The 24667-nt window shown below is 71.8% G+C and carries 21 protein-coding genes and 1 riboswitch; of the genes, 10 read left to right on the forward strand and 11 right to left on the reverse strand.

Going from position 1 to position 24667, the window contains the following annotated elements; all coding sequences use genetic code 11:
• Positions 1-52: 52 nt before the first annotated feature.
• The 4 genes from thrC to AC2CHE_RS03140 all read right to left on the reverse strand — a co-directional run bounded on the left by thrC (position 53) and on the right by AC2CHE_RS03140 (position 6086).
• Positions 53-1339 (reverse strand): threonine synthase, encoded by a 1287-nt coding sequence (thrC, locus tag AC2CHE_RS03125; protein WP_484503356.1) that lies wholly within the window; start codon positions 1337-1339, stop codon positions 53-55.
• Between the two features lie 9 nt (positions 1340-1348).
• Positions 1349-1484, reverse strand: a riboswitch (SAM riboswitch).
• A gap of 119 nt (positions 1485-1603) precedes the next feature.
• The gene (locus AC2CHE_RS03130; RefSeq protein WP_484503357.1) at positions 1604-2050 is read right to left on the reverse strand and encodes a DoxX family protein; all 447 of its coding nucleotides are present in this window, start codon (positions 2048-2050) and stop codon (positions 1604-1606) included.
• A 269-nt stretch (positions 2051-2319) separates the two neighbouring features.
• Positions 2320-3219 (reverse strand): ABC transporter permease, encoded by a 900-nt coding sequence (locus AC2CHE_RS03135; protein WP_484503358.1) that lies wholly within the window; start codon positions 3217-3219, stop codon positions 2320-2322.
• On the reverse strand, positions 3219-6086 hold the full coding sequence (locus tag AC2CHE_RS03140; RefSeq protein WP_484503359.1) for an alpha/beta fold hydrolase: 2868 nt from the start codon (positions 6084-6086) through the stop codon (positions 3219-3221). The genes AC2CHE_RS03135 and AC2CHE_RS03140 overlap by 1 nt, the downstream gene beginning before the upstream one ends.
• A 367-nt stretch (positions 6087-6453) precedes the next feature.
• Here AC2CHE_RS03140 and AC2CHE_RS03145 point away from each other — a divergent pair, with 367 nt between their 5' ends.
• The 7 genes from AC2CHE_RS03145 to AC2CHE_RS03175 all read left to right on the forward strand — a co-directional run bounded on the left by AC2CHE_RS03145 (position 6454) and on the right by AC2CHE_RS03175 (position 14787).
• Positions 6454-7632, forward strand: a complete 1179-nt coding sequence (locus AC2CHE_RS03145) for a hypothetical protein (protein ID WP_484503360.1) — start codon at positions 6454-6456, stop codon at positions 7630-7632.
• Positions 7619-10186 (forward strand): sensor histidine kinase, encoded by a 2568-nt coding sequence (locus AC2CHE_RS03150; protein ID WP_484503361.1) that lies wholly within the window; start codon positions 7619-7621, stop codon positions 10184-10186. Before AC2CHE_RS03145 ends, AC2CHE_RS03150 begins: the two co-directional genes overlap by 14 nt.
• Positions 10183-10653: a roadblock/LC7 domain-containing protein gene (locus AC2CHE_RS03155; protein ID WP_281564955.1), complete on the forward strand. Its 471-nt coding sequence runs from the start codon at positions 10183-10185 to the stop codon at positions 10651-10653. The genes AC2CHE_RS03150 and AC2CHE_RS03155 overlap by 4 nt, the downstream gene beginning before the upstream one ends.
• Complete coding sequence (locus AC2CHE_RS03160; protein WP_484503362.1) at positions 10650-11132, forward strand: DUF742 domain-containing protein; 483 nt, start codon at positions 10650-10652, stop codon at positions 11130-11132. Before AC2CHE_RS03155 ends, AC2CHE_RS03160 begins: the two co-directional genes overlap by 4 nt.
• Complete coding sequence (locus tag AC2CHE_RS03165) at positions 11110-11880, forward strand: GTP-binding protein (RefSeq protein ID WP_484503363.1); 771 nt, start codon at positions 11110-11112, stop codon at positions 11878-11880. Before AC2CHE_RS03160 ends, AC2CHE_RS03165 begins: the two co-directional genes overlap by 23 nt.
• A 41-nt stretch (positions 11881-11921) precedes the next feature.
• Positions 11922-12437 (forward strand): hypothetical protein, encoded by a 516-nt coding sequence (locus AC2CHE_RS03170; RefSeq protein WP_484503364.1) that lies wholly within the window; start codon positions 11922-11924, stop codon positions 12435-12437.
• Between the two features lie 88 nt (positions 12438-12525).
• Complete coding sequence (locus AC2CHE_RS03175) at positions 12526-14787, forward strand: AAA family ATPase (protein WP_484503365.1); 2262 nt, start codon at positions 12526-12528, stop codon at positions 14785-14787.
• Between the two features lie 150 nt (positions 14788-14937).
• Here the strand turns inward: AC2CHE_RS03175 and AC2CHE_RS03180 are convergent, their stop codons facing one another.
• The 6 genes from AC2CHE_RS03180 to AC2CHE_RS03205 all read right to left on the reverse strand — a co-directional run bounded on the left by AC2CHE_RS03180 (position 14938) and on the right by AC2CHE_RS03205 (position 20182).
• Positions 14938-15447 (reverse strand): GNAT family N-acetyltransferase, encoded by a 510-nt coding sequence (locus tag AC2CHE_RS03180; RefSeq protein ID WP_484503366.1) that lies wholly within the window; start codon positions 15445-15447, stop codon positions 14938-14940.
• 103 nt (positions 15448-15550) lie between these two features.
• Positions 15551-16507 (reverse strand): hypothetical protein, encoded by a 957-nt coding sequence (locus tag AC2CHE_RS03185; RefSeq protein ID WP_484503367.1) that lies wholly within the window; start codon positions 16505-16507, stop codon positions 15551-15553.
• A 111-nt stretch (positions 16508-16618) separates the two neighbouring features.
• The gene (locus tag AC2CHE_RS03190) at positions 16619-17035 is read right to left on the reverse strand and encodes a DUF3263 domain-containing protein (protein ID WP_484503368.1); all 417 of its coding nucleotides are present in this window, start codon (positions 17033-17035) and stop codon (positions 16619-16621) included.
• Between the two features lie 245 nt (positions 17036-17280).
• The gene (locus AC2CHE_RS03195) at positions 17281-18294 is read right to left on the reverse strand and encodes an ABC transporter permease subunit (RefSeq protein WP_484503369.1); all 1014 of its coding nucleotides are present in this window, start codon (positions 18292-18294) and stop codon (positions 17281-17283) included.
• On the reverse strand, positions 18291-19301 hold the full coding sequence (locus AC2CHE_RS03200; protein WP_484503370.1) for an ATP-binding cassette domain-containing protein: 1011 nt from the start codon (positions 19299-19301) through the stop codon (positions 18291-18293). Before AC2CHE_RS03200 ends, AC2CHE_RS03195 begins: the two co-directional genes overlap by 4 nt.
• A 95-nt stretch (positions 19302-19396) precedes the next feature.
• Complete coding sequence (locus AC2CHE_RS03205) at positions 19397-20182, reverse strand: DeoR/GlpR family DNA-binding transcription regulator (protein ID WP_093403331.1); 786 nt, start codon at positions 20180-20182, stop codon at positions 19397-19399.
• A 192-nt stretch (positions 20183-20374) separates the two neighbouring features.
• On the opposite strand from AC2CHE_RS03205, the gene AC2CHE_RS03210 reads away from it, so the two are divergent.
• Genes AC2CHE_RS03210 through nagA form a run of 3 tightly spaced genes read left to right on the forward strand, consistent with a single transcriptional unit; the run spans position 20375 to position 23423 of the window.
• Entirely contained in the window at positions 20375-21304 is a 930-nt protein-coding gene (locus AC2CHE_RS03210) for an SIS domain-containing protein (protein ID WP_484503371.1), read from the forward strand.
• Positions 21305-21345: 41 nt separating this feature from the next.
• Positions 21346-22317, forward strand: a complete 972-nt coding sequence (locus tag AC2CHE_RS03215) for an ROK family protein (protein ID WP_484503423.1) — start codon at positions 21346-21348, stop codon at positions 22315-22317.
• A complete protein-coding gene (nagA, locus tag AC2CHE_RS03220) occupies positions 22314-23423 on the forward strand; it encodes an N-acetylglucosamine-6-phosphate deacetylase (RefSeq protein WP_484503372.1) in 1110 nt (369 codons plus the stop codon). The genes AC2CHE_RS03215 and nagA overlap by 4 nt, the downstream gene beginning before the upstream one ends.
• Before the next feature lie 16 nt (positions 23424-23439).
• On the opposite strand, the gene AC2CHE_RS03225 is transcribed toward nagA, so the two are convergent.
• The gene (locus tag AC2CHE_RS03225; RefSeq protein ID WP_484503373.1) at positions 23440-24648 is read right to left on the reverse strand and encodes a DUF4032 domain-containing protein; all 1209 of its coding nucleotides are present in this window, start codon (positions 24646-24648) and stop codon (positions 23440-23442) included.
• Positions 24649-24667 lie beyond the last annotated feature (19 nt).

Here is a 24667-nt window from a genome sequence, read left to right on the forward strand (position 1 = left end):
CGGCGTGTTTCGCTCACTCCCTGCGAAATGCCGCTTACTCATCCGTTCGTCGTCAGCTCAGCAGACCCGCGTCGCGAGCGGCCCGCAACGAAGGCTTGATCCGGTGGGTGGGGCCGACCTCACCGGCGACCGCGTCGAGGGTCTTCAGCCCTTCGCCGGTGTTGAACACCACCGTCTCGGCGGTCGGGTCCAGTCGGCCCGATTCGACAAGCTTGCGCAGCACCGCCACGGTCACCCCGCCAGCCGTCTCCGCGAAGACCCCGGTGGTACGCGCCAGCAGGCGTACGCCCGCCCGGATCTCGTCGTCGTCGGCGTAGTCCATCCAGCCACCGGTGCGGCGCACCGCCTCCAGGGCGTACAGCCCGGCGGCCGGGTCGCCGATATTCAGTGACTTGGCGATCCCGGTCGGCTTGACCGGAGTGATGGCGTCGGTGTCCGCGTGTAGTGCGGTGGCGATCGGGTTGCAGCCGGCCGACTGCGCCCCGAAGACCTTCCAGCCACCGGCCGGTGCCTCGACCAGGCCGATCTCCACCAGCTCGCTGAACGCCTTGTCAATCTTGGTGAGCAGCTCGCCCGAGGCCATCGGGATGACCACCTGGGCGGGGATCCGCCACCCGAGTTGCTCGGCCACCTCGTAGCCGAGCGTCTTGGACCCCTCCGCGTAGTACGGCCGCACGTTGACGTTGACGAAGGCGGTGTCCTCGAACTCGTCGGTCTCGACCAGTTCGCCGCAGAGGCGGTTCACGTCGTCGTACGACCCGTCGATGGCGACCAGGTCGCCGCCGTAGACGGCGGTCGTGACGACCTTGCCCTGCTCCAGGTCGCTGGGGATGAAGACCACGGAGGGCACACCGACCCGGGCGGCGTGGGCGGCCACGGAGTTGGCCAGGTTGCCGGTGGAGGCGCAGGCGAACCGGGAGAAGCCCAGCGCGCGGGCGGCGGTCAGCGCCACCGACACCACCCGGTCCTTGAAGGAGTGGGTGGGATTGGCGCTGTCGTCCTTGACCCAGAGCGGCGCGGTGATGCCCAACTCGGCGGCGAGCTGGTCGGCGGCCACCAGCGGGGTGAAGCCCGGGTCCAGGGTGACCCGGGTGGTCGGGTCCTGGCCGACGGGCAGCAGAGCGGCGTACCGCCAGAGATTGCGTGGACCGGCCTCGATCTGCTCGCGGGTGACGGTGGCGAGTGCGGCCGGATCGTAGTCGACCTCCAGCGGGCCGAAACACTCGTAACAGGCGTGCTGGGCGGCGAGCGGGTAACGGGCCGAACAGGCCCGGCAGACCAGGGCACGGGCGGGGCTGGCGGCGGTGTCGATGCCGGACGGGGCGAGCGTCGACGTCATGTCGAAGTCCTCTCATCTTTCCCCGCATCGCACCTTGCGGCGGGGACGGAATTGGCACCTGCCCCGCCGGACGCTCAACGGTGAGCGCGCGGGGTGGTTGCCGGGGCGTCGTCGGGCCGTATCCCTCAGCCCCTCTGGATGAGGTATGCAGTTGTGCCGCCGAGTCTAGGCGATCCGGACGCGGCCGTCGCCTGCCAATCCCAGCCTGTGAGCGAATCCTCAGCGGCGCCGTTGCCGTCCCCCCGGCGCCGCTGAGCATCGCCGTCAGGCCGGCACGGACCGCCGCTCGCCCTCGGCCAGGGCGACCGTCGCAGGCCCGCGCCGCCAGAGCGCGTCCACCGCCCAGGTGCCCGGTCCGAGCACCGCCACCAGGAAGAACGCCCAGCAGAACAGGACGGACAGTTCGCCGTTGTTCCGCAGCGGCAGCAGCGCCTCGGGCTGATGGACCACGAAGTACGCGTAGGCCATGGAGCCCGACGCCAGCAGGGCGGCGGGCCGGGTGAACAGGCCGAGGAGCACGAGGGCGCCGCAGACCAACTGGATCATCGCGGCGTACCAGCCCGGCCATTGGCCGAGCGGCACCGCCTCGCCGGTGCCACGGTTGCCGCCGAAGACGCCGAAGACGGACGACATGCCGTGAATGAGAAACAACAACCCGATGACTATGCGGAACAGGGACAGAGCCGGCCCGCCGAACCGGTAAGTGCGCATTGGTACCTCCTACGAGTGGGGTGGTGGTACCAGAATGCGGACTTCATATATAGTTGTCGATGCAATCTCTCTTGTTGGGAACGCTCCCACACTCAGTCTAGCGGCCGAAACTTCCGGCGGCAGCAGCCCGACGTAAACCTTGTGGTCTGCTTACGTGAGTGGCGGGAGCGCCCGCCGCCACGGGCGGGTACGACGATGCTCCGATGCCACGGTCCGCACTCCGGCCTCCGGTGGCCGTCGGCTCGCGCCGAGCGTCGCGGGCAGCGGGCTCAGCTGGTGATGTCCTTACGGGTGAAGCGCCAGAACGCCAGGCCCCAGAACACGGTCGCGTAGCAGATCGCCGAGACCGTGCCCCGCACGATGTCGTCGGTCTGTATGGGCGTGGAGAGCAGTCCCAACCACGCGGTGCTGTAGTGGGTCGGCAGGAACGACCGGATCGCGCCGAGCGCGGTGATCTGGTCCAGGATGCTGGACAGAATCCACAGCAGCACCGCGCCTCCCACCGCGCCCAGCGCCGCGTCGGTGGTCACCGAGAGCAGGAACGCCAGGCCCGCGACCACCAGCAGGACGATGGCCAGGTAGCCGAGCACCGCGAGCAACCGCAGCAGCCCCTCGCCCGGCTCCAACTGAGCGGCCACCGTGCTGCGCAGCGGCGACCAGCCGTAGCGCAGGGTGCCGATGGCCAGTGCCGTGCCGGCGAGCAGGATCAGCGCCAGCGCCGAGTACGCGAGCGCGACCAGCAGCTTCACCGCGAGCAGTCGGGCCCGGGGCACCGGAACCGCCAACAGGTAGCGCAGGCTTCCCCAGCTCGCCTCGCTCGCCACCGTGTCGCCGCAGAACAGCGCGACCACGACGACCAGCAGGAACGAGGCGGACACGAAGATGGTGAACAGGGTGAAGTTCAGCCCACCTGAGGTGGCGAGATCGATCAGACTGCCGAACTCGCCCCCACCGTTGTCGTCGTCGTTGGTGTCGAACTGGAACGCGATCAGGATGATCAGCGGCAGCAGCACCATGAAGCCGAGCGCCAACTGGGTACGCCGGCGCGACGCCTGCCGGCGGAACTCGGCACCGAACGGCAGCGTCCGGGCGGGCCGGTAACCCGCCGCCGCTCCCGAGGCGGCGACGCCGGTCGTGTCCCGCGTCGGCTCGACAGTCGATCCCGCCATCACCGGTCCCCGCTTCCCCGAGAGTTCTCGCCCACCAGAGCGAGGAAGGCGTCCTCCAGGCGGCGCCGGGGCACCACCCGGTCCACTGCGATCCCGGCCCGGACCAACTCGGCTACCACCTCGCTGCGGGCGGTGCCGTTGGTGTCCACCACCAACTGCCCGTCGGCGTCGTCCAGCACCCGTACGCCACCGAGGCCGTCGAGCACGGTCCGGGCCGCGGTCGGGTCGCTCACCTCGAACAGCACGCTGGGCGAGTCGCCGACGATCTCCTCGACCGGTCCGGAGGCCACGATCCGACCCTTGTTCACCACCACGGCGTGGGTGCAGGTCTGCTCCACCTCGGCGAGCAGGTGACTCGAGACCAGCACCGCGCGCCCATCGGTGGCGTACCGCTGGAGCACCCGCCGCATCTCGGCGATCTGCGGCGGGTCCAGCCCGTCGGTCGGCTCGTCGAGCACCAGCAGTTCCGGCAGACCGAGCATGGCCTGGGCAATGGCGAGGCGCTGCTTCATGCCGTGGCTGTACTTACGCACCGGCCGGTGCACCGAGGAACCCAGCCCGGCGATCTCCAGTGCCTGCTCGAAGTGGGCGTCGCCCTCCGGCCGGCCGGTCGCCCGCCAGTACGCCCTCAGGTTCTCCAGGCCGGACAGGTGCGGCAGGAACCCCGGCCCCTCCACCAGCGCGCCGATCCGCGACAACACCGGCGAGCCGGGCACCAGCCGGTGCCCGAAGACGTAGATCTCCCCCGCGGTCGGCTGCGTCAGCCCCATCAGCACCCGCAGCGTGGTGGTCTTGCCGGCGCCGTTGGGTCCGAGCAGACCGATCACCTGACCGGGGTGCACCTCGAAGTCCACCTCGGAGACCGCGACGAAGCCGTCGGCGTACTCCTTGCGCAGCCGGCGCACGGCCAGCGGGGTGTCCGCGTACTCCGGGTGCACGGAGGTGTCCTGGCGACGGTGCCGGCGGCGCAGCACGGCCACGAGCACGACGAGCCCGACCACGATCGCGGCGAGCAGCCCGACCAGGATCCAGCGCCAGAGCGCCGCCTCGGTGGGAATGGGCTCTCCGTCGACCGAGGGCAGGCTCAGTGGCGCGTCCCCGAGCGCCACCGTGTGCACGTTCGGTTCGATCGGGGTCGTGTACCCCTGGTCGGAGGTGGCCACCACCAGGCGGAGCCGATGGCCCGCCTCGACCCGGTGCACGATCGCCGGGAGGGTGACGGTCACCGGCTGAGCGGCGTCGATCGTGGCCGGCAGGCCGGTCAGCCGCACCGGGGCGATCAGCCCACTGGGCAGGGTGGTGGCGCCCTCCGGGTCGACGACGTAGACCTTGATGAAGAGGACCACCTCGCCGACGGCCGACGCCGCGCGGATCTGCACCGTCGGCGCACCGACGACGTCGACCGCCTCGGCCAGCGGCTCGGACTCGAACCGGGCGTGCTGCCCGGGGATGTCCCCGGCCACCCCACCGAGCAACGAACCCAACGAGCCGGCGAACGGTACCGACGAGATCGCGGCGGGGTTGCCGGCGGGCGGGTTCGCCACCCGCTGCACCGGGCCGGCCAGCGTCACCTCGTGCCGGAACTCCCCGTCGAGCCCCGGGTAGTCGGCCGTGCGGTAGCTGGTGGCGACCAGGCCACGGTCCATGGCGTCGAAGCCGGCGATCCGGGAGAAGGTGAAGGTGTCCCCCGGTGTGTCACCGTCGCCGGCCACGTAGCGGTCGAGCCACTGCGCGGTGAGGAACTTGACCCGGTCGGAGTCGGTCCGCGGTCCGGAGCCGCCGTCGTGGCCGCCGGTGAACCAGGCGACCCGGACCGGGGTGCCGTTCGCGGCGACGCCCCGGGCGTTGGCGTCGGCCTCGGCGAGCGGAAAGAGGGTGTCCGCCGCGCCCTGCACCAGCAGGGTGGGCGCGGTGATCCGGTCCAGCACCCTGGCCGGGCTGGACCGCCGCAGCAGGTCGACGGCGGCCTGGTCGGCCCGACCGCTGGCGGCGATGCGCAGGTACGCGGCGCAGACGTCGGCGGCGAACCGTCCACAGGAGGGATCGGGTAGACCGCCGACGGCCGGTGCGCCGGGTGCGGTGCCGGGCCCCTGGCCCGGTGCGGGGCTGGGCGGCCCGGCACCCGGCGCGCCCTCCGGCGTCTCGGCGCCGGTGCCGGAGATCCCGGCCGGGCCGGAGCCGACGTTTCCGCCGCCGCCGAAGAAGATGCCGGCCCAACCGGACTTGAACACGCCCTCGGTCGGCCCGCCGCCGGTGCTCTCCGGCAGGAAGGCACGGGACAGATCGTTCCAGGTGATCATGGGAACGATCGCGTCGACCCGCTGGTCCTGGGCGGCGAGCAGCAGTGACAGCGCCCCACCGTAGGAGCCGCCGACCACACCCACTCGGGGGTCACCGGTGGCGTCGGTACGGATTTCCGGACGCGCGGCCAGCCAGTCCAACAGCCGCTGCGCGTCACGTACCTCATGGTCCGGACTGTCCAGGTGAATCTTGCCGCCGCTGCGACCGAAGCCGCGCGCGGTCCAGGTCAGAACGGCGTACCCACGGTCGGTCAGGTCCTCGGCGTCAGTGCGGACCGATTCCTTGGTGCCGCCGAAGCCGTGGGCGAGCAGGACCGCCGGCACCTTGCGGCCGGCGGCGGCGTCACGCGGAAGGTACAACGTGGTGTCCAGGTCGACCGGCTCGTTCCCGTCCGGTCCGGACCGGACGGTGAGCATCGCGGACTCGGTACGGAAGCCCGGCCGGTCCGGCCAGACCACCCACACCGCGGCCACCGCCAGCAGGACGACAACCACGGTGGCGGCGACGGCCCGGCGACCGGTGGGCAGGGCACGTCGGATCCGCGCGGCCGAGAACGGCGATCTCATTGGGCACACGGTACGGCCCGAAGCCTGAGTATCGGCTGAGATCCGCCGTACGTCCGTTCTGGTAGCCCGATCGGCATCCGGCGAAGGTCATCCGCACATCGTCCAGTCGGCAAACCTTTGGGATGACTTCGCATCGCGGAAATTCCTGCCCTTCGCTTGAAACGATACCTAACTCCGCCTATCTCCCACATCGACGGCACCCACCGTGAGCACATCGATCGCCGTGAGTCACATCGCTCGAAGTGACGCAAAGCTGACGGTTGCCGACCGACCGATGGCACCAGGCTTCGATTAGTTTCCGGTCCGGCGCACGGGACCGGCTCGTCGACGCCGTCGGACAACCCGCGCCATGCCGGAGGAGACAACCATGACCGTTCCCGCTCCGCGGGTCCGTCGCCGACCCCGGACTCCGGGCCGGCTGTTGCCGCTGCTACTCGCCACCGCGCTGCTGCTGCCGGTGGCGTTCCTCGTCGTACAGGCACACGAGTTCGTCGACAACGACCGCGACGTGGTCGCGCGGGAACGACTCGGCGTCGAGTATCTCCGCGCCCTCGGCCCGGTGACCGACGCGCTGGTCGACGCGCAGAGCGCCGCCGTCACCGGGCGGTCGCTGCGCCGGGACCCGCTCGACCAGGCGGTCGAGCGGGCCGCCACGGTCGACGCGCGCATCGGTGGCGAGTTGAGCACCAGCGAGCGGTGGGCCGGGCTCCGCGCGAAGTTGGAGGCGCTGCCCGAACGTTCACTGACCGACCCGGAGGCCGCCTTCACCGTGTACGGCGAGGTCACCGACCTCCTGCTGGCCCTGCACGGCAAGGTACGGGAGACCTCCGGCCTGATCCGGGACCCCGGGGTCGACGCGTACTTCCTTCAGGACGGCGTCGCGGAGGAGATGCCGGAGGCGCTGGTGGCCGGCGGTCGCCTCACCGACCTGGCCGTGCTGATGAACCGCCGGTCCGCTGCCGAGCGGCTCCAGTCGCTCAGCCAGTTGGCGACCCTTCGGGCTGCCGCGCTGCAACCCGCCAACGACCTGGCCAACAATCTTCGGTCGGTGGTGGAGAACACGGAGAGCACCGACCTCGGCGCGAACGTGCTCACCCCCTTCGACGCCTACCAGCGGGCTGTCGAGACGATGGCCCTGCACTCCCAACCGATGGACCGTGCCGGCACGGTCGACACGACCCGGCTCCTCGCCGCCCGCAACGAGGCACAACAGGCCGCGAAGCAACTCCACCCGGTCCTCCTCGACGAGATCGACCGGCTCCTGGCGGAGCGACTCGACGGGATGGACCGGGATCGCCTGCTGATCCTCGGCGCGGGCGGCCTCGCCGCGCTGCTGCTGGTCGGCTTCGCGGTCAGCGGCTGGATGTCCCGTCCGAGAGACATCTCCGCCTCCGCCGCCCCGGCGGGCGGCGGCCTGCCGACTCCGCTGTCGGGCGTCCAGCGGGGTGCCGTCGGGTCGCGTCCCGCCGAACCACCACCGGCGCTCCAGCCGGTGGGACAGGTCCACGAGCCGGATCGGTGGAGGCCCTTCGATGCTGCTCGATAGGCTCCGCATCCGGGGCAAACTCACCCTGCTGGTGACCATTCCCCTGCTCTGCATGCTGGGGCTGACCCTGCCGGTGGTCTGGGAACGAGCCGGCGTGGCCCAGCGGGCCGGCGACATCGACCAGACCGTCCAGCTCGCCAGCCGGGTCGGCACCCTGCTCCAGCACCTGCAACGGGAACGGATGCTCGCCATCGGCCTCCTGCTCGGGCAGGTCGAGCGCAGCACGCTGGTGCAGGAGATCGCGGAGGTGGACGACCGGATCGTCGATCTGCGTGTCGACTTCGACGGCGACCTTCCGGCCGGGGTGGACGGAGCACTCGACGGCGTTGCGCAACTCGCCGAGGTACGCACCGCCGTACTGGCCGGACAGGCGGCGCCGCCACAGGTCATCGGCGCGTACGGGCCGGTCCACATTGCCCTGATCGATTCGTTGCGGCTGCCGCACGACGTGGACACCCGGACCCCGGCCGGACGGCAGACGCTGGCCCTGGACAGCATCCTGCGCAAGAGCGAGGGGCTCAGCAACGGCGGTGCCCTGATCGTGCTGGTCGCCTCCTCGCCGAACCCCCAGTTCGCCACCGCGTTCGTGGCCAACATGGCCACCCTCCAGTCGGAGAGCAGCAAGATGCTCGACCTGCTCACCCCGGAGCAGCAGGCGCTGGTGAACATCGAGCAGACCGCGGTCGACACGCGGACCAGCCCGGAGTTCCTCCAGCAGAGCGCCCGGGACCCGGTGGCCGCGGTGGCGGACATCTCCATCCAGTCCCTCTTCCCCACCGTCTCCTCACTGATCACGCTGGGCCAGTTCGTCGAGAAGAAGCTGGTCGCCGACGTGACCGCCGAGGTACGCGCGCAACGGCAGACGGCGCTGTCCGGGGCGTACTGGGTGACCGGGCTGGTCGCGGTGATCCTGGTCGGCGTGGTGCTGCTCGCCCTGGCCATCGGCCGCACGGTGACCGGGCCGTTGACCCGACTCACCCGCTCCGCCGACCGGGTCGCCCGGGTCGCCGAGTCCGAGCTGGTCCGGGTGGCCGACGACGAGACCGACAACGCCCAACCGGTCCGGCTCGATCCCGTCGACGTCCGCGCCCGGGACGAGGTCGGCGACCTGGCCCGGGCCTTCGAGCGGGTGCAGAACACGGCCGCGAGGCTGGTGGAACGACAGGCGGCGAGCCGGCGCAACGTCGCCCAGATGTTCGGCCACGTCGGCCGGCGTACCCAGAACCTGGTAGGTCGGCAGATCGCCCTGATCGACCGGTTGGAGCAGCAGGAGACCGATCCGGGGCGGCTGGAGAACCTGTACCGCCTCGACCACATCTCCAGCCGGCTGCGGCGCAACGCGGGCAACCTCGTGGTGCTCTCCGGCGCGGTGGGTGACGTCGCGCACGTCGCACCGGTTCCGCTGGCCAACGTGGTCCGCCTCGCCCTCGGTGAGATCGAGGACTACACCCGGGTGGACGTCCAGGTGCCCACCGAGGCCGCCGCGGCACCCGCGATCGTCGGCGACCTGGTGCTGGCGCTCGCCGAACTGATGGAGAACGCCACCGTCTTCTCGCCGCCGCAAACCCGGGTGCTGGTCAGCGGCGAGCTCACCGACGACGGCGTAGAGCTCACCGTGGTGGACCACGGCATCGGCATGACCGAGGCGCGGCTGACCGACGAGAACGCCCGCATCACCCGACGGGAACGGCTGGACCTCGCCCCGACCGAGGTGCTGGGGCTGTTCGTGGTGGGTCGGTTGGCCCGCCGGCACCGGTGGGCGGTCGGTCTCTCCGCCACCCCGGGTGGCGGCGTCACCGCGACCGTGCAGATTCCCCGTACGTCGCTGGTCGTCGGGACGCCCGAGCCGGCCGGCGCCCCGGTTCCACCGGTCGGCCGGGCCGCGCCGGTGGCCGCCCTGCCGGCCCGGCACCAGCTCGAACCGGTGCCACCGACCCGGGACGCCTCGGCGACGGCAGACCTGTCCACCCCGGCGGCGGAACCAGTCGGGTTCAACCCCACGCTGCTGACCCGGGCCACCGAGAGCTTGGAGCTGTCCGAGTCCTGGGACGCGTTCGCCACCGGCCCGGAGCCCGCCGGGAAGATCGACGCGGATTCGACCGGAATCGACCCGACGACCGTGCCGGTGCCGCAGGTCGCACCGGCGTCGGCTACCCCGCCGGCCCCGATGCCCGGCATCCGGCAGCGGGTGCCCGGTGCCAGCCTGCCGAGAACGGCGCCGAGGGTGGGCACGGTCGACTCCAGCGGCGTGGATCCCAGCACCGCTCGCGCCGCTGTCGAGGCATTCGAGTCGGGGGTACGCCGGGCCGAGCTGAGCCAGGCCGACGCCCTGCCACAGCCGGTTGGGTCGCCCGCTCCCCCGGGCCTGTCCCAGCTGTCCCGCAGGGTGCCCGGCGCCAATCTGATCGCGCAGCTACCGCAACAACCGCTCACCCAGGACCCGGGCGATCCGGCCGAGGTCCGCGATCGCATCAACGCGTTCGAGACGGGCGTCGCCCGGGCTCTGCGCGATGTCCGTAACGACCGCAGCGACGACGAAGGAACGCCACGTTGACCAGCCCGCACGTGCACGAGAACCTCGACCACCAGAGCCATCCCGCCGGGGACCTCAGCCCCGAGGCCCGCACCTTCAACTGGCTGCTGGATTCCTTCACCTCCGGGACTGCGGGAGTGGTGGAGGCGATCGCCGTGTCGTCGGACGGCCTGCTGATGGCCATGTCCGCGATCAAGGACAGGTCCAACGCGGAGCGTCTCGCCGCGGTTGTCTCCGGGATGACCAGCCTGGCCGGCGGGGCCGCCAGTTGGTACGCGTTGGGCGGCCTCAACCGCGTCGTGGTGGACATGGCCGAGGGTTACCTACTGATCAGCGCGATCAGCAGCGGGTCGGTGCTCGGCGTGGTCGCCGACCGGTCGGCGAACCTGGGCACCGTCGCCTACGAGATGACTCTCTTCGCCGGTCGCGCCGGTGGTGCGCTCACCCCGCGTCTGATCGCCGAACTCAAGAACTCCGTCCAGCAATGAATCCCGACGCCGCCGGTGCGGCACAGGAGCCGGTCATTCGCATCCGGCCCTACCTGCGCGAGTCCTCCCCGGCCGGCTCCGCCGGCCCGGCGGGCGCACCGGCGGCGATCGGACCGGAGCCCGAGGAGGCCGGGCCTACCGGACCTCGCCCCTTCGTGCTGACCGCCGGCCGGGTGGCCGGCGCCGACCCCACGATCGGCCTGGAGACCCAGGTGACCGCCCGACCGACCACCGGATCGTGGAGCGTCACGGCCACCCGGTTGAGCCCGGAACTCCAGGCCATCGTGGCGCTCTGCGGTGAGCCGATCTCGGTGGCCGAGATCTCCGCGAAGACCCGGTTGCACTTCGGCGTGACCCGAGTGCTGGTGGGCGATCTGCGCGCCGCCGGCCACCTGGACGTACACGTGACCGACGTCGACGACGCCCTCGACCCCGACGTCATCCTACGAGTGATTGATGGACTCCGTGCAATCTCCTGACTGGCCCGCCGCGCCACCGGGCGCGCTCGCCGCCAACAGCGCCGCAGCCCGCTACGGCGGTCCGACACCGACCCCACCGTCCATCGGCCGGGCCGCGACACCACCGCCACCGGCCCGTGCCGCCCCGGCGCCGCCGCCGTACCGGCCGCCGGCCGCGACACCCGCGACCACGGGCACCCACCGGGCGACGCCGCCGATCCCGGTGAAGATCCTGGTGGCCGGCGGCTTCGGAGTCGGCAAGACCACCACCGTGGGCTCGATCTCGGAGATCGCTCCGCTGACCACCGAGGCGGAGATGACCACCGCCGGGATCGGGGTCGACGACCCTGGTCAGTGCTCCGGAAAGACCACCACCACCGTGGCGATGGACTTCGGTTGTGTCACCATCGACCGAAGCCTGAAGCTTTACCTGTTCGGCACGCCGGGCCAGACCCGTTTCGGCTTCATGTGGGACGACCTGGCCCGAGGTGCACTCGGCGCACTGGTGGTGGTCGACAGTGCCCGGCTCGACGACTGCTACCCGGCGATCGACTTCTTCGAACGGTCGGGACTGCCGTTCGTGGTCGGGGTCAACGCCTTCGACGGGCGGTTGGCGCACGACCTGGGTGCGATCCGGTGGGCTCTGGCGATCGGCGAACATGTACCCCTGGTGCAGTTCGACGCGCGGGACCGGCTTTCGGTCCGGGACGCCCTGTTGGTCGTCCTGGACCGCGCGCTGGACCGGGCCACCCGGGAGAAACGGGCCTGAGCCGACCGGCTCGCAGGCCCCTCGTGGAAGGGGTGAGGCGGATGAGAGGCGGACTGGACGAAACTCTGGCCCGGATGCGTCGGCGTGAGGAGGCGCTGCGTCGACGGGCCGCGGACCCGACCGTGGCGGCCGACGACCAGCCCGGTCCGGAGCCGGGTCCGGGCCACGATTCCGGTCGGAGCCGTGCCGACAGCCGCAATGCGGGGCCTGGCTGGCCCGGTGTCCACGAACCGGTACACCAGGCAGCGCCACGGCACCCGCTGGAGGACGTGGCCGAGGCGCTGCGCGCGGCCGTCGCGGCGCATCCGGGGGCATCCGTCGCCGCCCGGGTCGAGCACGACGGGCAGGCGTACGACCTGCGGGTGGCCTGGGTCGATCAGGAGGTCACGGTCAGCGGACAGCCGGCCGAACCGCCACCGTCCTGGCCGCTGTCGGTCAAGACGGTGCCCGGCTGGTCCGCCGCCCAGGACGGGCTCAACGACGACCCGGCCGCCCGGTTGGCCGAGCTGATCCGCCGCGACCCGTCCCTGCTCACCGGGGACGAACCCGCAGGCTGACCGGGCGGGGTGGCCCCGACGCGATCGGTCGCGGCTGGGCCCGCCGCAGGCTGGCCAGGGGCTTCGACACACACGCTAGGGTCGGGCGGTGGGCGAACCCGAGCTGACCCTGATCGCGAGCCTGCGGCCAGCTGCGCTGGACGCCCGGCGGGGCATCGTCCGGCTGCACCCGGAGGCGCTCACCGCCCTCGCGCTGCGCCCGGGTGACCCGGTCCGGCTCGCGGGGCGGCGGGTGACCGCCGGTCTCGTCGCGGCGGCCGAGGGCACCGCCGGCGCGGCCCTGCTGTACGCCGACGACCTGATGCTGGGCAACCTCGGCGTACGCGACGGCGCGCAGGTGAAACTGAGTCCGACTCCGGTCACCCCGGCCCGTCGGGTGCTGCTCGCCGGGCCGGCCGAGGTCGTCGCGGTGGTCTCCCCCGAGATGCTGCGGCTGGCACTGCTCGGCAAGGTGGTCACCACCGGGGACGACGTGTCCCTGCTGCCCCAGGACGTGCTGCCGGACGCCTCGACGCGCACCCTGGTCGAGGCGGCGCGGCGCAGCCTCTCCATCCGGGTCGGCTACGCCTGGACGAGCACCCTGCTGCGGGTGCTGGCCGCCGAACCGGATCCCGGCGCGCTGGTCACCATGGACACCCTGGTGGGCTGGGAGCACGGCCCAGCCAGCCACGGCGGCACCGGTACGGGTGGCAGCAGTACCCGGGCCAAGGTGCCGGGCGGAGACGCCCTGCGGACCGGTGTGGGGCCGAACATCGACGCCGCTCGGGCCGACGAGTCGAGCGGGCAGGACGTGGCGTCGGTAGACGAGTTGCCCGGCCTGCGCGCCCAGGCCGAGGAGCTGACCGAGCTGCTCGACCTCGGTTTCCACCACCGGGAGGTGCTCAGCCGGCTGAGTACCACCGTGCTGCTGGGGGTGCTGGTGAGCGGGCCGACCGGCTCCGGCAAGGCGGCCCTGGTGCGGGCGGTGGCCGCCCAGGTCGGTGCCCGGGTGCATCCGCTCTGGGCGCCGGAGGTCGCGGCGTTGACAAACGAGTCGGCCGCGGCCCGGCTCCGGGCGGTGACGGCCGAGGCGCTGGCCGGCGGGCCGGCCGTGCTACTGGTCACGGACGTGGAGGCGGTGGCCCCGGTAGAAGCTCCCGGACCGGTGGCGACCGTGTTCCGGCAGTGCGTGGCGCAGCTCGTACAGGCGGGAGCGGCGGTGGTCGGCACCAGCAGCCGGCCGGAGGCGGTCGACCCGGCCCTACGCGCCCCGGACCTGCTCTCCTTGCGGATCGACGTACCGTTGCCCGACGCCGCCCTGCGCCGCGAGCAGCTCACCGTGCTGACCCGTCCGGTGCCGCTCGCCGACGACGTACGGCTGGACGAGGTCGCCACGCGTACCCCCGGTTTCGTCGCCGCCGACCTGGCCGCGCTGGTCCGCGAGGCCGGCGTACGCGCGGCGCTGCGGCAGAAGTCGGCGCAGACGCCCACGGTGCTGATGGCGGACTTCACCGCCGCCCTGGAGGTGGTACGGCCGACCACCATGGCCGCAGCCACCCTCGAACTCGCCCGGGTGACTCTCGATGACGTCGGTGACCTGGTGCAGGTCAAGCAGACGCTTACCGAGTCGGTGCTGTGGCCGCTGACCTACCCGGACACCTTCGCCCGGCTCGGCGTGCAGCCGCCGCGCGGGGTGCTGCTCTACGGTCCGCCGGGCTGCGGCAAGACCTACCTGGTGACCGCGCTGGCCGGGACCGGCCGGGCGAACGTGCTCTCGGTCAAGGGCGCGGAGCTGCTGTCCAAGTGGGTCGGCGAGAGCGAACGCGCGGTACGGGAACTGTTCCGCCGCGCCCGGGAGGCCGCCCCGACGCTGGTCTTCCTCGACGAGGTGGACGCCCTCGCCCCGGTACGCGGCCAGGCCACCGACGGCGGCACCGCCGACCGGGTGGTGGCCGCGTTGCTGACCGAGCTGGACGGGGTGGAGACGCTGCGCAACGTGGTGGTGGTCGGCGCGACGAACCGTCCCGACCTGGTCGACCCGGCACTGTTGCGCCCGGGGCGGCTGGAACGGCTGGTCTACGTGCCGCCACCGGACGCCGAGGCCCGGACCGAGATCCTGCGCGCCGCATCACGCAACGTGCCCCTCGCCGAGGGCGTCGACCTGCCCGCACTGGGCACGGAGTTGGACCGATTTTCGGCCGCCGACTGCGCGGCGCTGGTCCGGGAGGCCGCACTGGCCGCGATGCGCGAGTCGCTGACCGCCTCCACGGTCACCGCCGAACACGTCGCGGCGGCCCGGTCCCGCGTTCGCCCGTCCCTGGACCCGGCCCAGGTCGCCTGGCTGGCCGCGTACGCCGACCAGCGCGGCTGACCGAGGCGTCGTAGTGTCGAGTGGCACGACAACGGCCACCAAGCCGGTTCTTGCGATGGTGGTACCAGGTCGCAATCCGCCGACCCAGGACAGTAGATCTAGGGTACTGAGCAGCGAGAACACCAAAGTAAAAAGAATGCGATACTGATGTCAGAATGCAGTGGGAGGAGAGTCGAGACATATTTCAGCCCGCACTGCACCGCGATCCTCGCGCAATTCTGCACCACATTTTTCGAGCAGGGAGACAGCACCCCGATTGTCTGTGGTCGTTTCCGCCACGACGCGTCGCATTCCGGCTGCCGCCGCGAGGTCGAGCAACTCGCGCAACGCGGTTGGCCCGAGCCCCTGACCGCGGGCGGACTGACCGAGCCACATGCCGGTCTCGACCGTGCCCGGTTCGCCGCTGCGGGTCATCCGGATCATTCCGACCACCTCGCCGCCGGCCAGAATGACGTACATCTGCGTCTGCTCTGGGCCGTTGAGGCCATCGAAGCGGGCCCGGTGGAACTCGCGGAAGGCTTCCCGCCGCGCGTGCGACCAGCCGGCCGGCGCCTCCACCGGCGGCATCACGTCGGCCGGCTCCGCCTCGGCCGCCGCCACGGAGAGCAACGGTTCGAGGTTCCGCTCGTCCACCGGCTCCAACCGGACCGCACCAGTCACGTGCCGCAGTCTTCCGCGCCGGGCGCCGCGCGTCCACCCGGTTGGCAACGACCGGCCCCTCCGGTGGAACGGACCGACCGGTCGGGTCGAATCACCTCCCGGGTCACTCTCCGCGATCGTCCGGCCGGCCGAACTCGCAGTAGACGGCGGAGGCGTCGTCGGCCGCCTTGTGCCGGCGTCGCCGGTCGGGATGGTCCCGTTCGGCGGCACGTACCCGGTCGATAAGTGCGTCCGGACCCTCCATAGCCACCACGTCCAACAGGCCGGGCCAGTCGAGCAGCCCGAATTCCTCGACGGCGGCGGAGGCACCGTCGGAGAGCAGCACGGCGCGACGCAGCGCCGCCGACCCGTGCCGAGGCACCGTCCCGACCACCGCCTGGTAGGCCGCGTCCGGTTCGGCGGCGGCGACCCAATAACCGTGGGTACGGTTCATCCGCTCCCGCTGCACCGTCACAGCGCGCCGGAACCGGGTGGCCCAGTCGGCCGGCTCGGGCAACAGGTCGGCGGTCTCGCGCACGTCGGCCGCCGAGACGGCCAGCCGATCGTCGACCACCACGTCGACCCGAACACCGGTGTCGAGCACCAGCGGGCTGTCACAGAGCACGAGATAGTCGACCTGGTCGCCGCCGTCGCGGAGCAGGCACACCGTGCTCGACGGGGTGCCGGGGTGGTCGAGGTCGCACTGCTCACCGTGGTCGGAACGGACCGCGAGGATCGCCGCGGCCAGGTTGCTCACCAGCGTCGCGGCCGGGCGGGCGGCCTCCGCCAGGCCGAGCCGGGCGGCGAGGTGCCGGACGTACCACTGCGGCCCGTGCACGCAGCCGGTGTCGAAACCCTCCGGCACGGTCGCGCCGTCCAGCACTCCGACAAGCGGCCCGAACCGGAACACCAGGTCTTCGTTGACGACCCGACCGGGTGGTGGGGCGGACGCGGATCGTACCCGCATGGTGCTTGCGGTCCCGACCACCGCGCCCCGCCGACGCTCGTCCGGGGCCGCCTCGGGCACGTCGATGTCCGGATGCGCCGTTCGTCCCGGCCGTCTGGGGCCCCCACTGCTCATCGCCACCTCCCCGCGCCCCGGCTACCCACCTCACGCCGGACGACACTCGTTTGTCATACGGCACGAGGTGGGCACGTCGCTGATCGGCGGCCGACGGTGTTGCCGGCCCCGTCAGCGGCGGCGGTTGCGGGTCCTGGAGGCACGCAGCCGCAGCAGCCGGCCCACCAGCACCGGGTCGGCGGCCAGGGCCGCCGGATTGTCCAGCAACGCGTTCAACAGTTGGTAGTAGCGGGTGGCCGAGAGCCCGAACCGGTCGCGGATGGCCTGCTCCTTGGCACCGGCGTGCCGCCACCACTGCCGCTCGAAGGCGAGCATCTCCCGTTCCCGCTCGTCGAGCCTGCCGGCCGGAGACGCCTCCCCGCCCGCAGCGGCACCCGACCCGACGGGGGATTCCCCAGCTTCCGGCGACGCGGCGGCGGAGGGGCTGTCCTGCGACGTCGACTCGACCTCGGGGGCGGATCTCGGCGGTGGCACCGTTACGGCGTCCGGACCGGTCTGCGCTGCCGGGGTGGGATCGGCGGGCTGCATCGTGCTCCTCATCCGGGGCGGCCGGCACGGCAACGCCAACCTGGCCCATCAGCCTAACGAGGGCCAGCACCTGCCGCATCCGGCCGGACCGCGGCACCATCGCGGGGCAGGGCGGACGGCCCGAGTGCCGCTCGGCGGCCGGAGCAACTCGCCAAAGCTATCCTGCCGACAGGAACGTTACTGAAAGTGACGAAGCGTGGGCAGTGGCGCACCGCACCGGCGAGGACGGTCCGCCACCGGCCGGCTCAGGTGATGTCGCGCCGACGCATCGTCCACAACGCCGCGCCGAGGAAGAGCACGATCCCGACGGCGAACAGCACCGACGAGTGCTGCCAGGTGATGTCCAGGGTGGCCGGCTCGCACTGACCGGTGTAGGTGGCGTTGCACGACTGCCAGTCCCGGAGCGTGACCTGCTTGGTCATCCAGGCGATGGCGTAGGTGGGCAGCAGCCACGCCTCGGGGAAACGCACCTGCGCCATGGAGAGCACGATGCCGAGCCCGAGCTGGCCGACCACCATGACCGCGATCGCCCCGCCGAGCGCCATCGCGGTGTGTCGGCCGAGCGAGGCCAGGGCGAAGCCCACCGTCGCCGCGACCAGTGCCAGCACGATGCCGCGCAGCCCGCCGATGAGGAACGACTGCCAGGCGCCGGAGGTCATCCCCTCGGTGGTGCCGCGCAGGTTGGCGACCAGCCACATGCTGCCGAACCAGGCCGCCGTGGCGGGCAGCGCCAACGCGAGCAGCCCGGTGAGCAACGCGCCCAGCTTGGTCAGCAGGACGGTCAGCCGCTTCGGCCGCCAGAGCAGCAGGTTCATCATCCCGCCGGTGTTCCACTCGGCACCCACGAACGAGGCACCGACGACGAACCCGACCAGGGCCAGGATCCCGGCGAGCGGGATCAGCATTTCCCCGAAGCTCTTCCGGAAGTCGAAGGTCGAGGGCAGGAACCACTGCTCCTCGATCGACTCCCGAGGCGGCGGCGTGATCTCGGCACAGTCGTCCGGGTAGTAGTCGACGTTCTCACCCGCCGCCTTGGCCCGCTCACAGTCCGTGCGTTCCTGCTCGGCCCAGCGGATCTGATCCTGATGCTGCTGGTCGGCGGCCCGCCGCGCCTCAGCGAGCTGGTCCGGGCCGATCTTCTGGTTGCTGAGGAACATGCCGGCCACCACCAGGACCAGCACCAGCAGGCCACCGGCGGTCATCCAACGGGCGAAACGCCGCTTGCCCAGCCGGCGTAGTTCGGTACGGAAGAGACTCACGCGCCCCAACCTCCTCCGGCCGGCGCGGACGGCGCCGTCCCGTCGACTCGTACGGACTGGTCGACCTGCCGGTGCTGGCCGGGTACCGGCGCGGTGGCGGTCAGTTCCAGGAAGACGCTCTCCAGGTCGACCGCGATCGGCGCGAGTTCGCTGACGTAGAGGCCCTGTTCGGCCAGCAGTCGGGTGACCGTGGCCGGCTTGTCCACTCCGGCGAGCATCAGGTGGTCGTCGTTGCTGGTGACGCGTACGCCCGCCCTGGTCAGCGCCGTGGCGGCGACCGGAAGATCGGTGACCGCCTCCAGCCGCACCCGGACCGCGCCGGAGGAGTGCTGGGCCAGCACCTCGTCGACCGGGCCGAAGGCGACCCGCCGGCCCGACGAGATGATGGTGACCGAGTCGCAGATCAGCTGGATCTCGCCGAGAATGTGGCTGGACAGCACCACCGTCATGCCGTTCTCGGAGAGGTCGCGCATCAGCGTGCGCATCTCCCGGATGCCGCCCGGGTCGAGACCGTTGGCCGGCTCGTCCAGGATCAGCAGCCGCGGATTCTTGAGCAGCGCCGAGGCGACCGCGAGCCGCTGCTTCATGCCGAGCGAGTACGTCTTGATCCGCTCACCGGCCCGGTCGCGTAGACCGACCAGCTCCAGCACCTCGTCGACCCGCTGCTCGGGCAGGTCGCCGGCACCCGCCAGCAACGACAGGGTGTCCCGGGCAGTGAAGTGCGGGAAGAACTGCGGGCTCTCCACGATCGCGCCGACCTGCGGGGCGACCCGGTCCAGCGTCCCGGGCACCTCGTGCCCGAGGATCGCCATCCGGCCGCCGTCCGGCCGGATCAGGCCGAGCAGCGTACGCAGCGTGGTGGTCTTGCCGGACCCGTTGGGACCGAGGAAGCCGTGCACCTGGCCCGCGTCGACCCGCATGTCGAAGCCGTCCAGGGCGTTGCGGGTGCCACGGCGTCGACTTCGGTACGTCTTTCGTAGACCTTCGATTTCCAGGACAGCTGGCAAGCTGCACCTCCCCCGTTGATGTGTGGGCACGACCACACCATACGCGGTATGCAGTCGCGGGCAATGCCACCACGCCGACCTTCGGGCCGGAGCGCTCAGGCGCAGATGACGTGGACCCCGGCGGCGCGGAAGGCGTCGACCACCTCGGGCGCGGCCCCGGAATCGGTGACCAGCGTCTCGACCCGGTCGACCGGGCAGATGCGCGCGAAGGCGTGACCGCCCAGCTTGGACGAGTCCGCAATGATCACGACCCGCTTGGCCCGCGCCACCATGAGGTTGTTCATCGCCGCCTCACCCTCGTGATGGGCCGCCGCACCGAGCAGCGGATCGATGGCGTCCACCCCGAGCAGCGCCACGTCCAGGGTGACCTCACGCAGCAGCGCCCCGCCCAGCGGGCCGACCAGTTCGAAGGACTTGGGCCGCACCACGCCGCCGGCCACCACCACCTTCATCCGGGACCGGACGAGCAGCTCGTTGGCGATGTTCAGGGCGTTGGTGACCACGGTCAGCTGCGCACCCTCGGCGTTGGTGTTGAGGTCCGGACGCACCGCCAGCGCCCGGGCCACCTCGGTGCTGGTGGTGCCGCCGTTGAGGCCGACCACCGTGCCGGGTGAGACGAGCGCGGCCGCCGCCGCCCCGATGCGCTGCTTCTCCGCCGAGTGCTTGGCGGTCTTGTAGCGCAGCGGCAGGTCATACGAGACCCCGTTGGCGACCGCCCCACCCCGGGTACGCGTGATCATCTGCTGTTGTGCGAGTTGGTCGAAGTCGCGCCGGATGGTCGCCTGCGAGACGTCGAGCCGCTCGGCGGCCTCCTCCACGGTGACCCGGCCCGAGTCGGTGAGCATTTCGAGCAGGGCGTTCCATCTCGCGTAGCGGTCCACCCCGGGCTCCCGTCTGCACGATCGGTGATTGGTTGCGTGCACAGTAGTGCTCGAAACTACGAAGAGGCAAAAACCACCTCTGCGCGATCGGACCCGTGGTTGCCATTTCCGGTAAGTTTCACGCAGAATGGCGCGCGAAAGACGGGATTAACGAGCCGTAATGCGCAAGGCTCTGCCCTGCGAGGAGTTCTCATGGCGTACGTCCACGCGGAGATCGCGAGCCAGCCGGATTGCTGGCGCCAGGCGAGCGAGCTGGCCCCGGCGATGCTCGATCGCCTCCCCCGCCCCGGCGAGCGGGTCGCCGTCGTCGGCTGCGGCACGTCGTGGTTCATGGCCATGGCGTACGCGGCCCGCCGCGAGGCGGCCGGCCAGGGCGAGACCGACGCCTTCCAGGCCAGCGAGTTCCCCGTCGGCCGCCGCTACGACCGGCTGTTGGCGATCACCCGCTCCGGCACCACCACGGAGGTGCTGGACCTGCTCGCCACGCTGCGCGGCCGGACACCGACCACGGCGCTGGTCGGCGATCCCGGCTCGCCGGTGGTGGAGAGCGCAGACGCCGCCGTCACCCTGCCGTTCGCCGACGAACGTTCCGTGGTGCAGACCCGCTTCGCCACCACCGCGCTGGCGCTGCTCCGCGCTCACCTCGGTGACAACATGACCGCGCTGGTCGCCGACGCGGAGGTCGCCGTCCGGGCCCCACTGCCGATCGACCCGAGCCTGATCGAGCAGGCCACCTTCCTCGGTAAGGGCTGGACGATCGGGCTGGCCCAGGAGGCCGCGCTGAAGTGCCGCGAGGCGGCGACCTTCTGGGCCGAGGCGTACCCCGCGATGGACTACCGGCACGGCCCCATCTCGGTGGCCGCTCCCGGCCGGCTGGTCTGGGCCTTCGGCGAGTTGCCCGACGGACTGCCCGAGGACGTCGCGGCCACCGGCGCATCCTTCGCACACAGCCGCACCCACGGCTACCGCACGGCGCTCGGCCGATGGGCTGCCGGGCGCACCCCGGTGGACCCGATGGCCGACCTGATCCTGGCCCAGCGCTTCGCCGTCGCGCTGGCCTCCAGTCGCGGCCTCGACGCCGACGCGCCCCGGCACCTGAGCCGGTCCGTGGTACTCACGTGATCGAAGATGTTGCCGTCGCGTTGGACGTGGGTGGCACCGGGATGAAGTGCGCGCTGGTCGGCGTGGACGGTGCCGTACGGTACGCCGAACGACACCCCACCGACGCCGCGCGCGGACCCGACGCCGTGGTCGAGACGATCCTCACGGTGGCCGAGGGGCTGGCCGGCAAGGCGCGCGCGGACGGGCTCACACCGACCGCGCTCGGCATCGTGGTGCCAGGCGTCGTGGACGAGGCGCGCGGGGTCGCGGTCTGGTCGGCGAACGTCGGCTTTCGGGACGTACCGCTGCGCGAGCTGGCGTCCGCGAGGCTCGGGCTACCCACGGCGCTCGGCCACGACGTGCGCGCCGGTGGCCTCGCCGAGGCGCGGTTGGGTGCCGGCCGAAACGCCGGGCACGTGCTTTTCGTGGCGATCGGCACCGGCATCGCCGCCGCGCACGTGGTGGCCGGCTCGACCGCCACCGGGGCGCACGGCGCCGCCGGGGAACTCGGTCACATCCTGGTCCGTCCCGACGGACCGGTCTGCGGCTGCGGACGGCCGGGCTGCCTGGAGGCCGTCGCCTCCGCCTCGGCCGTCGCCCGCCGCTACGCCGAGCTCACCGCCACCGGCAGGGCCGCCGACACCACCAGCACGGCCACGACCCCGCGCACCGGTAGCACGTCGGGCGATGGGTTCGCCGTCGGACCGGACCCGGGGCGAACCATGGTGACCGCCGCCCAGGTGGCGTCTCGAGCCGCGGCCGGCGAGGAACTGGCCGCCCAGGTCTGGCGAGAGGCTGTCGATGCACTCGCCGACGGCCTCGCCACCGCCCAGGCTCTGTACGACGTGGCAACCATCGTCCTGGGCGGCGGCCTGGCCCAGGCCGGCGCCGGACTGTTCGACCCGCTGCGTGCCGCGCTGCGGGACCGGCTGACCTTCCACCGGGAGCCGCAACTGGTCCCGGCCGTCCTCGGCGACGAGGCGGGCTGCCTCGGCGCCGCCCTGCTCGCCCTCGACCAGATGGAGACGCCATGACCGTACGGGTGAACGGCAAGGTGGTGACCCCCGGCGGGGTGATCTGGCAGGGATGCGTCGAGGTCAGAGGTGACCGGATCAGTGCGGTCGCCGAGTACCCGTCGGTGCGCGACGGGCACTGGATCGTGCCCGGGTTCGTGGACATCCACAGCCATGGCGGCGGCGGGCACACCTTCACCACCGGCGACGCCGACCAGGCACGGGCCGCTGCCGCGTTCCACCTGGAACATGGCACCACCAGCCTGCTGGCCAGCCTGGTCAGCTCCCCGTTCGAGCTGATGCGCTCGGCCACCGCCGCCTTCGCGCCGCTGGTCCGCGACGGCGTGCTGGGCGGCATCCACTTCGAGGGGCCCTACCTCTCCGCCGCCCGGTGCGGCGCGCAGAACCCGGAGTTCCTGCGGGACCCGTCCATCGAGGAGCTGACCGAACTCATCAAGATCGGTGACGGTGCGGTCCGGATGGTCACTCTCGCCCCCGAGCGTTCGGGCGCGCTGGAGGCCGTGGAACTGCTCACCCGGCACGGGGTGGTGGCCGCCGTCGGCCACACCGACGGAACGTACGACCAGACCCGCGCCGCCGTGGCGGCGGGCGCGACCGTCGGCACCCACCTGTTCAACGGGATGCGCCCGGTCCACCACCGCGACCCCGGCCCGGTGGTGGCGCTGCTCGGCGCGCCGAACGTGATCTGCGAGCTGGTCGCCGACGGGGTGCACCTGCACGAGGGGACGCTCACCTTCGCCACCTCCACCGCCGGACCGGAACGCTGTGCGCTGGTCACCGACGCGATGGCCGCCGCCGGAATGCCGGACGGCGAGTACGAGCTGGGCGGCCAGACGGTGACCGTGACCGACGGGGTGGCCCGGCTCTCCCGCGACGGGGTGATCGCGGGGAGCACGCTGACCATGGACGCGGCGCTGCGTCGTGCGGTCGCCGCCGGGGTCTCGGTCCCCGACGCGGTACGGATGGCGTCCACCACGCCGGCCCTCGCCGTCGGCCTCGGCGACGAGGTGGGCACTCTCCAGACCGGGCTCCGCGCCGACCTGGTGGTGCTCAACGACGACCTGGAGATCGTCCGGGTGATGCGGGCCGGCGCCTGGGTGGAGTGATCCGGCAGCCGCCAGGTCAGCCCGCGGGGATCTCCACGCCGAGGACGGCCTGCTCGTCGGGGCGGTGCACCAGCACGTCCGACAGGAATGACTGCACCGCGTGACGCATCCCCACGTCCCGACCCGCCTGTTCGGAGAGCAGCCACTTGTGCTCGATGATCTGGGCGAACAGTTCCTGCGGCTCCAGCTTGCGCCGCAGGTGTGCCGGTACCGCCCGCACCACCGGCTCGAACACCTCGGTCAGCCAGCGGTGCGCGGCCTGCTGCTCGTCGGTCAGATCGCTCTCCGCCCGGTACGCGTCGAGGTCGTTGAGCAGCTTGCGGGCCTGGTTCTCCTCGGCGTCCAGCCCGGTGAGGCGGAGCAGCCGACGATGGTGGTACCCGGCGTCGACCACCTTCGGTCGGATCAGGTACCGGCCGTTGTCGATGCTCGACATGGCCACCTCCGCCACGTCGAAGCCCAGCTCGTTGAGCCGGCGGATGCGCCCCTCGATGTCGTGCCGGGCCGCGCGCTCGACCTGCTGCTCGTAGGTGATCTCGTGCCAGAGCCGCTCGTAGCGCTGCACCACCTCCTCGCAGACCACCTCGGGGTCGATCGAGTCGTGCAGCAGGCCGGCCGCCTGAAGGTCGAGCGCCTCGCCGAAAATGTTGACCCGGGCGATCTCCAGATCCTCGCCACGCTGGCCGTTGGAGAGCGCGCTGCGCAGCGCGCCGGTCTCGGCGTCGACCAGGTACGCGGCGAAGGCACCCGCGTCCCGCCGGAACAGCGTGTTCGACAGCGAACAGTCGCCCCAGAAGAAGCCGGTCAGATGCATCCGGACCAGCAGCGCGGCGAGCGCGTCGAGCAGTCGTCCCATCGTCGGTGGCCGCAGCGTGTGGGAGAAGAGCGCCCGGTACGGCAGGGAGAACTGGAGATGACGGGTGATCAGTACCGGGTCCAGCGGCTCACCCGCGTCGGACTCCCGGTCGGCGACGATCGCCACCGCCTGCACCGACGGAAAGTCGATCCGTTCCAGGGCACGCAGCAGGTCGTACTCCCGCTCGGCCACCCGCTCGCCGGTCTCCTTCACCGCGTAGACGTACCCACCCAACTGCACGAACCGCACCACGTGCCGGGAGATGCCCTGCGGCAGCGCGACCAGGTGCTCGGCTGGCCACTGCTCCAGCGGGGTCGACCAGGGAAGGTCGAGCAACGCCGGGTCGACGAGGGCCGAGGTGATCCGCACGGCGTCAAGTTTGACGTTT

The sequence above is a fragment of the Micromonospora sp. ATLC16 genome, from assembly GCF_057196645.1.

Excerpts from the sequence above, each read along its gene's own strand:
- thrC (WP_484503356.1), bottom strand. The coding sequence starts at position 1,339 with ATGACGTCGACGCTCGCCCCGTCCGGCATCGACACCGCCGCCAGCCCC.
- AC2CHE_RS03130 (WP_484503357.1), bottom strand. The coding sequence starts at position 2,050 with ATGCGCACTTACCGGTTCGGCGGGCCGGCTCTGTCCCTGTTCCGCATA.
- AC2CHE_RS03135 (WP_484503358.1), bottom strand. The coding sequence starts at position 3,219 with ATGGCGGGATCGACTGTCGAGCCGACGCGGGACACGACCGGCGTCGCC.
- AC2CHE_RS03140 (WP_484503359.1), bottom strand. The coding sequence starts at position 6,086 with ATGAGATCGCCGTTCTCGGCCGCGCGGATCCGACGTGCCCTGCCCACC.
- AC2CHE_RS03145 (WP_484503360.1), top strand. The coding sequence starts at position 6,454 with ATGACCGTTCCCGCTCCGCGGGTCCGTCGCCGACCCCGGACTCCGGGC.
- AC2CHE_RS03150 (WP_484503361.1), top strand. The coding sequence starts at position 7,619 with ATGCTGCTCGATAGGCTCCGCATCCGGGGCAAACTCACCCTGCTGGTG.
- AC2CHE_RS03160 (WP_484503362.1), top strand. The coding sequence starts at position 10,650 with ATGAATCCCGACGCCGCCGGTGCGGCACAGGAGCCGGTCATTCGCATC.
- AC2CHE_RS03165 (WP_484503363.1), top strand. The coding sequence starts at position 11,110 with ATGGACTCCGTGCAATCTCCTGACTGGCCCGCCGCGCCACCGGGCGCG.
- AC2CHE_RS03170 (WP_484503364.1), top strand. The coding sequence starts at position 11,922 with ATGAGAGGCGGACTGGACGAAACTCTGGCCCGGATGCGTCGGCGTGAG.
- AC2CHE_RS03185 (WP_484503367.1), bottom strand. The coding sequence starts at position 16,507 with ATGAGCAGTGGGGGCCCCAGACGGCCGGGACGAACGGCGCATCCGGAC.
- AC2CHE_RS03190 (WP_484503368.1), bottom strand. The coding sequence starts at position 17,035 with ATGCAGCCCGCCGATCCCACCCCGGCAGCGCAGACCGGTCCGGACGCC.
- AC2CHE_RS03210 (WP_484503371.1), top strand. The coding sequence starts at position 20,375 with ATGGCGTACGTCCACGCGGAGATCGCGAGCCAGCCGGATTGCTGGCGC.
- AC2CHE_RS03215 (WP_484503423.1), top strand. The coding sequence starts at position 21,346 with ATGAAGTGCGCGCTGGTCGGCGTGGACGGTGCCGTACGGTACGCCGAA.
- nagA (WP_484503372.1), top strand. The coding sequence starts at position 22,314 with ATGACCGTACGGGTGAACGGCAAGGTGGTGACCCCCGGCGGGGTGATC.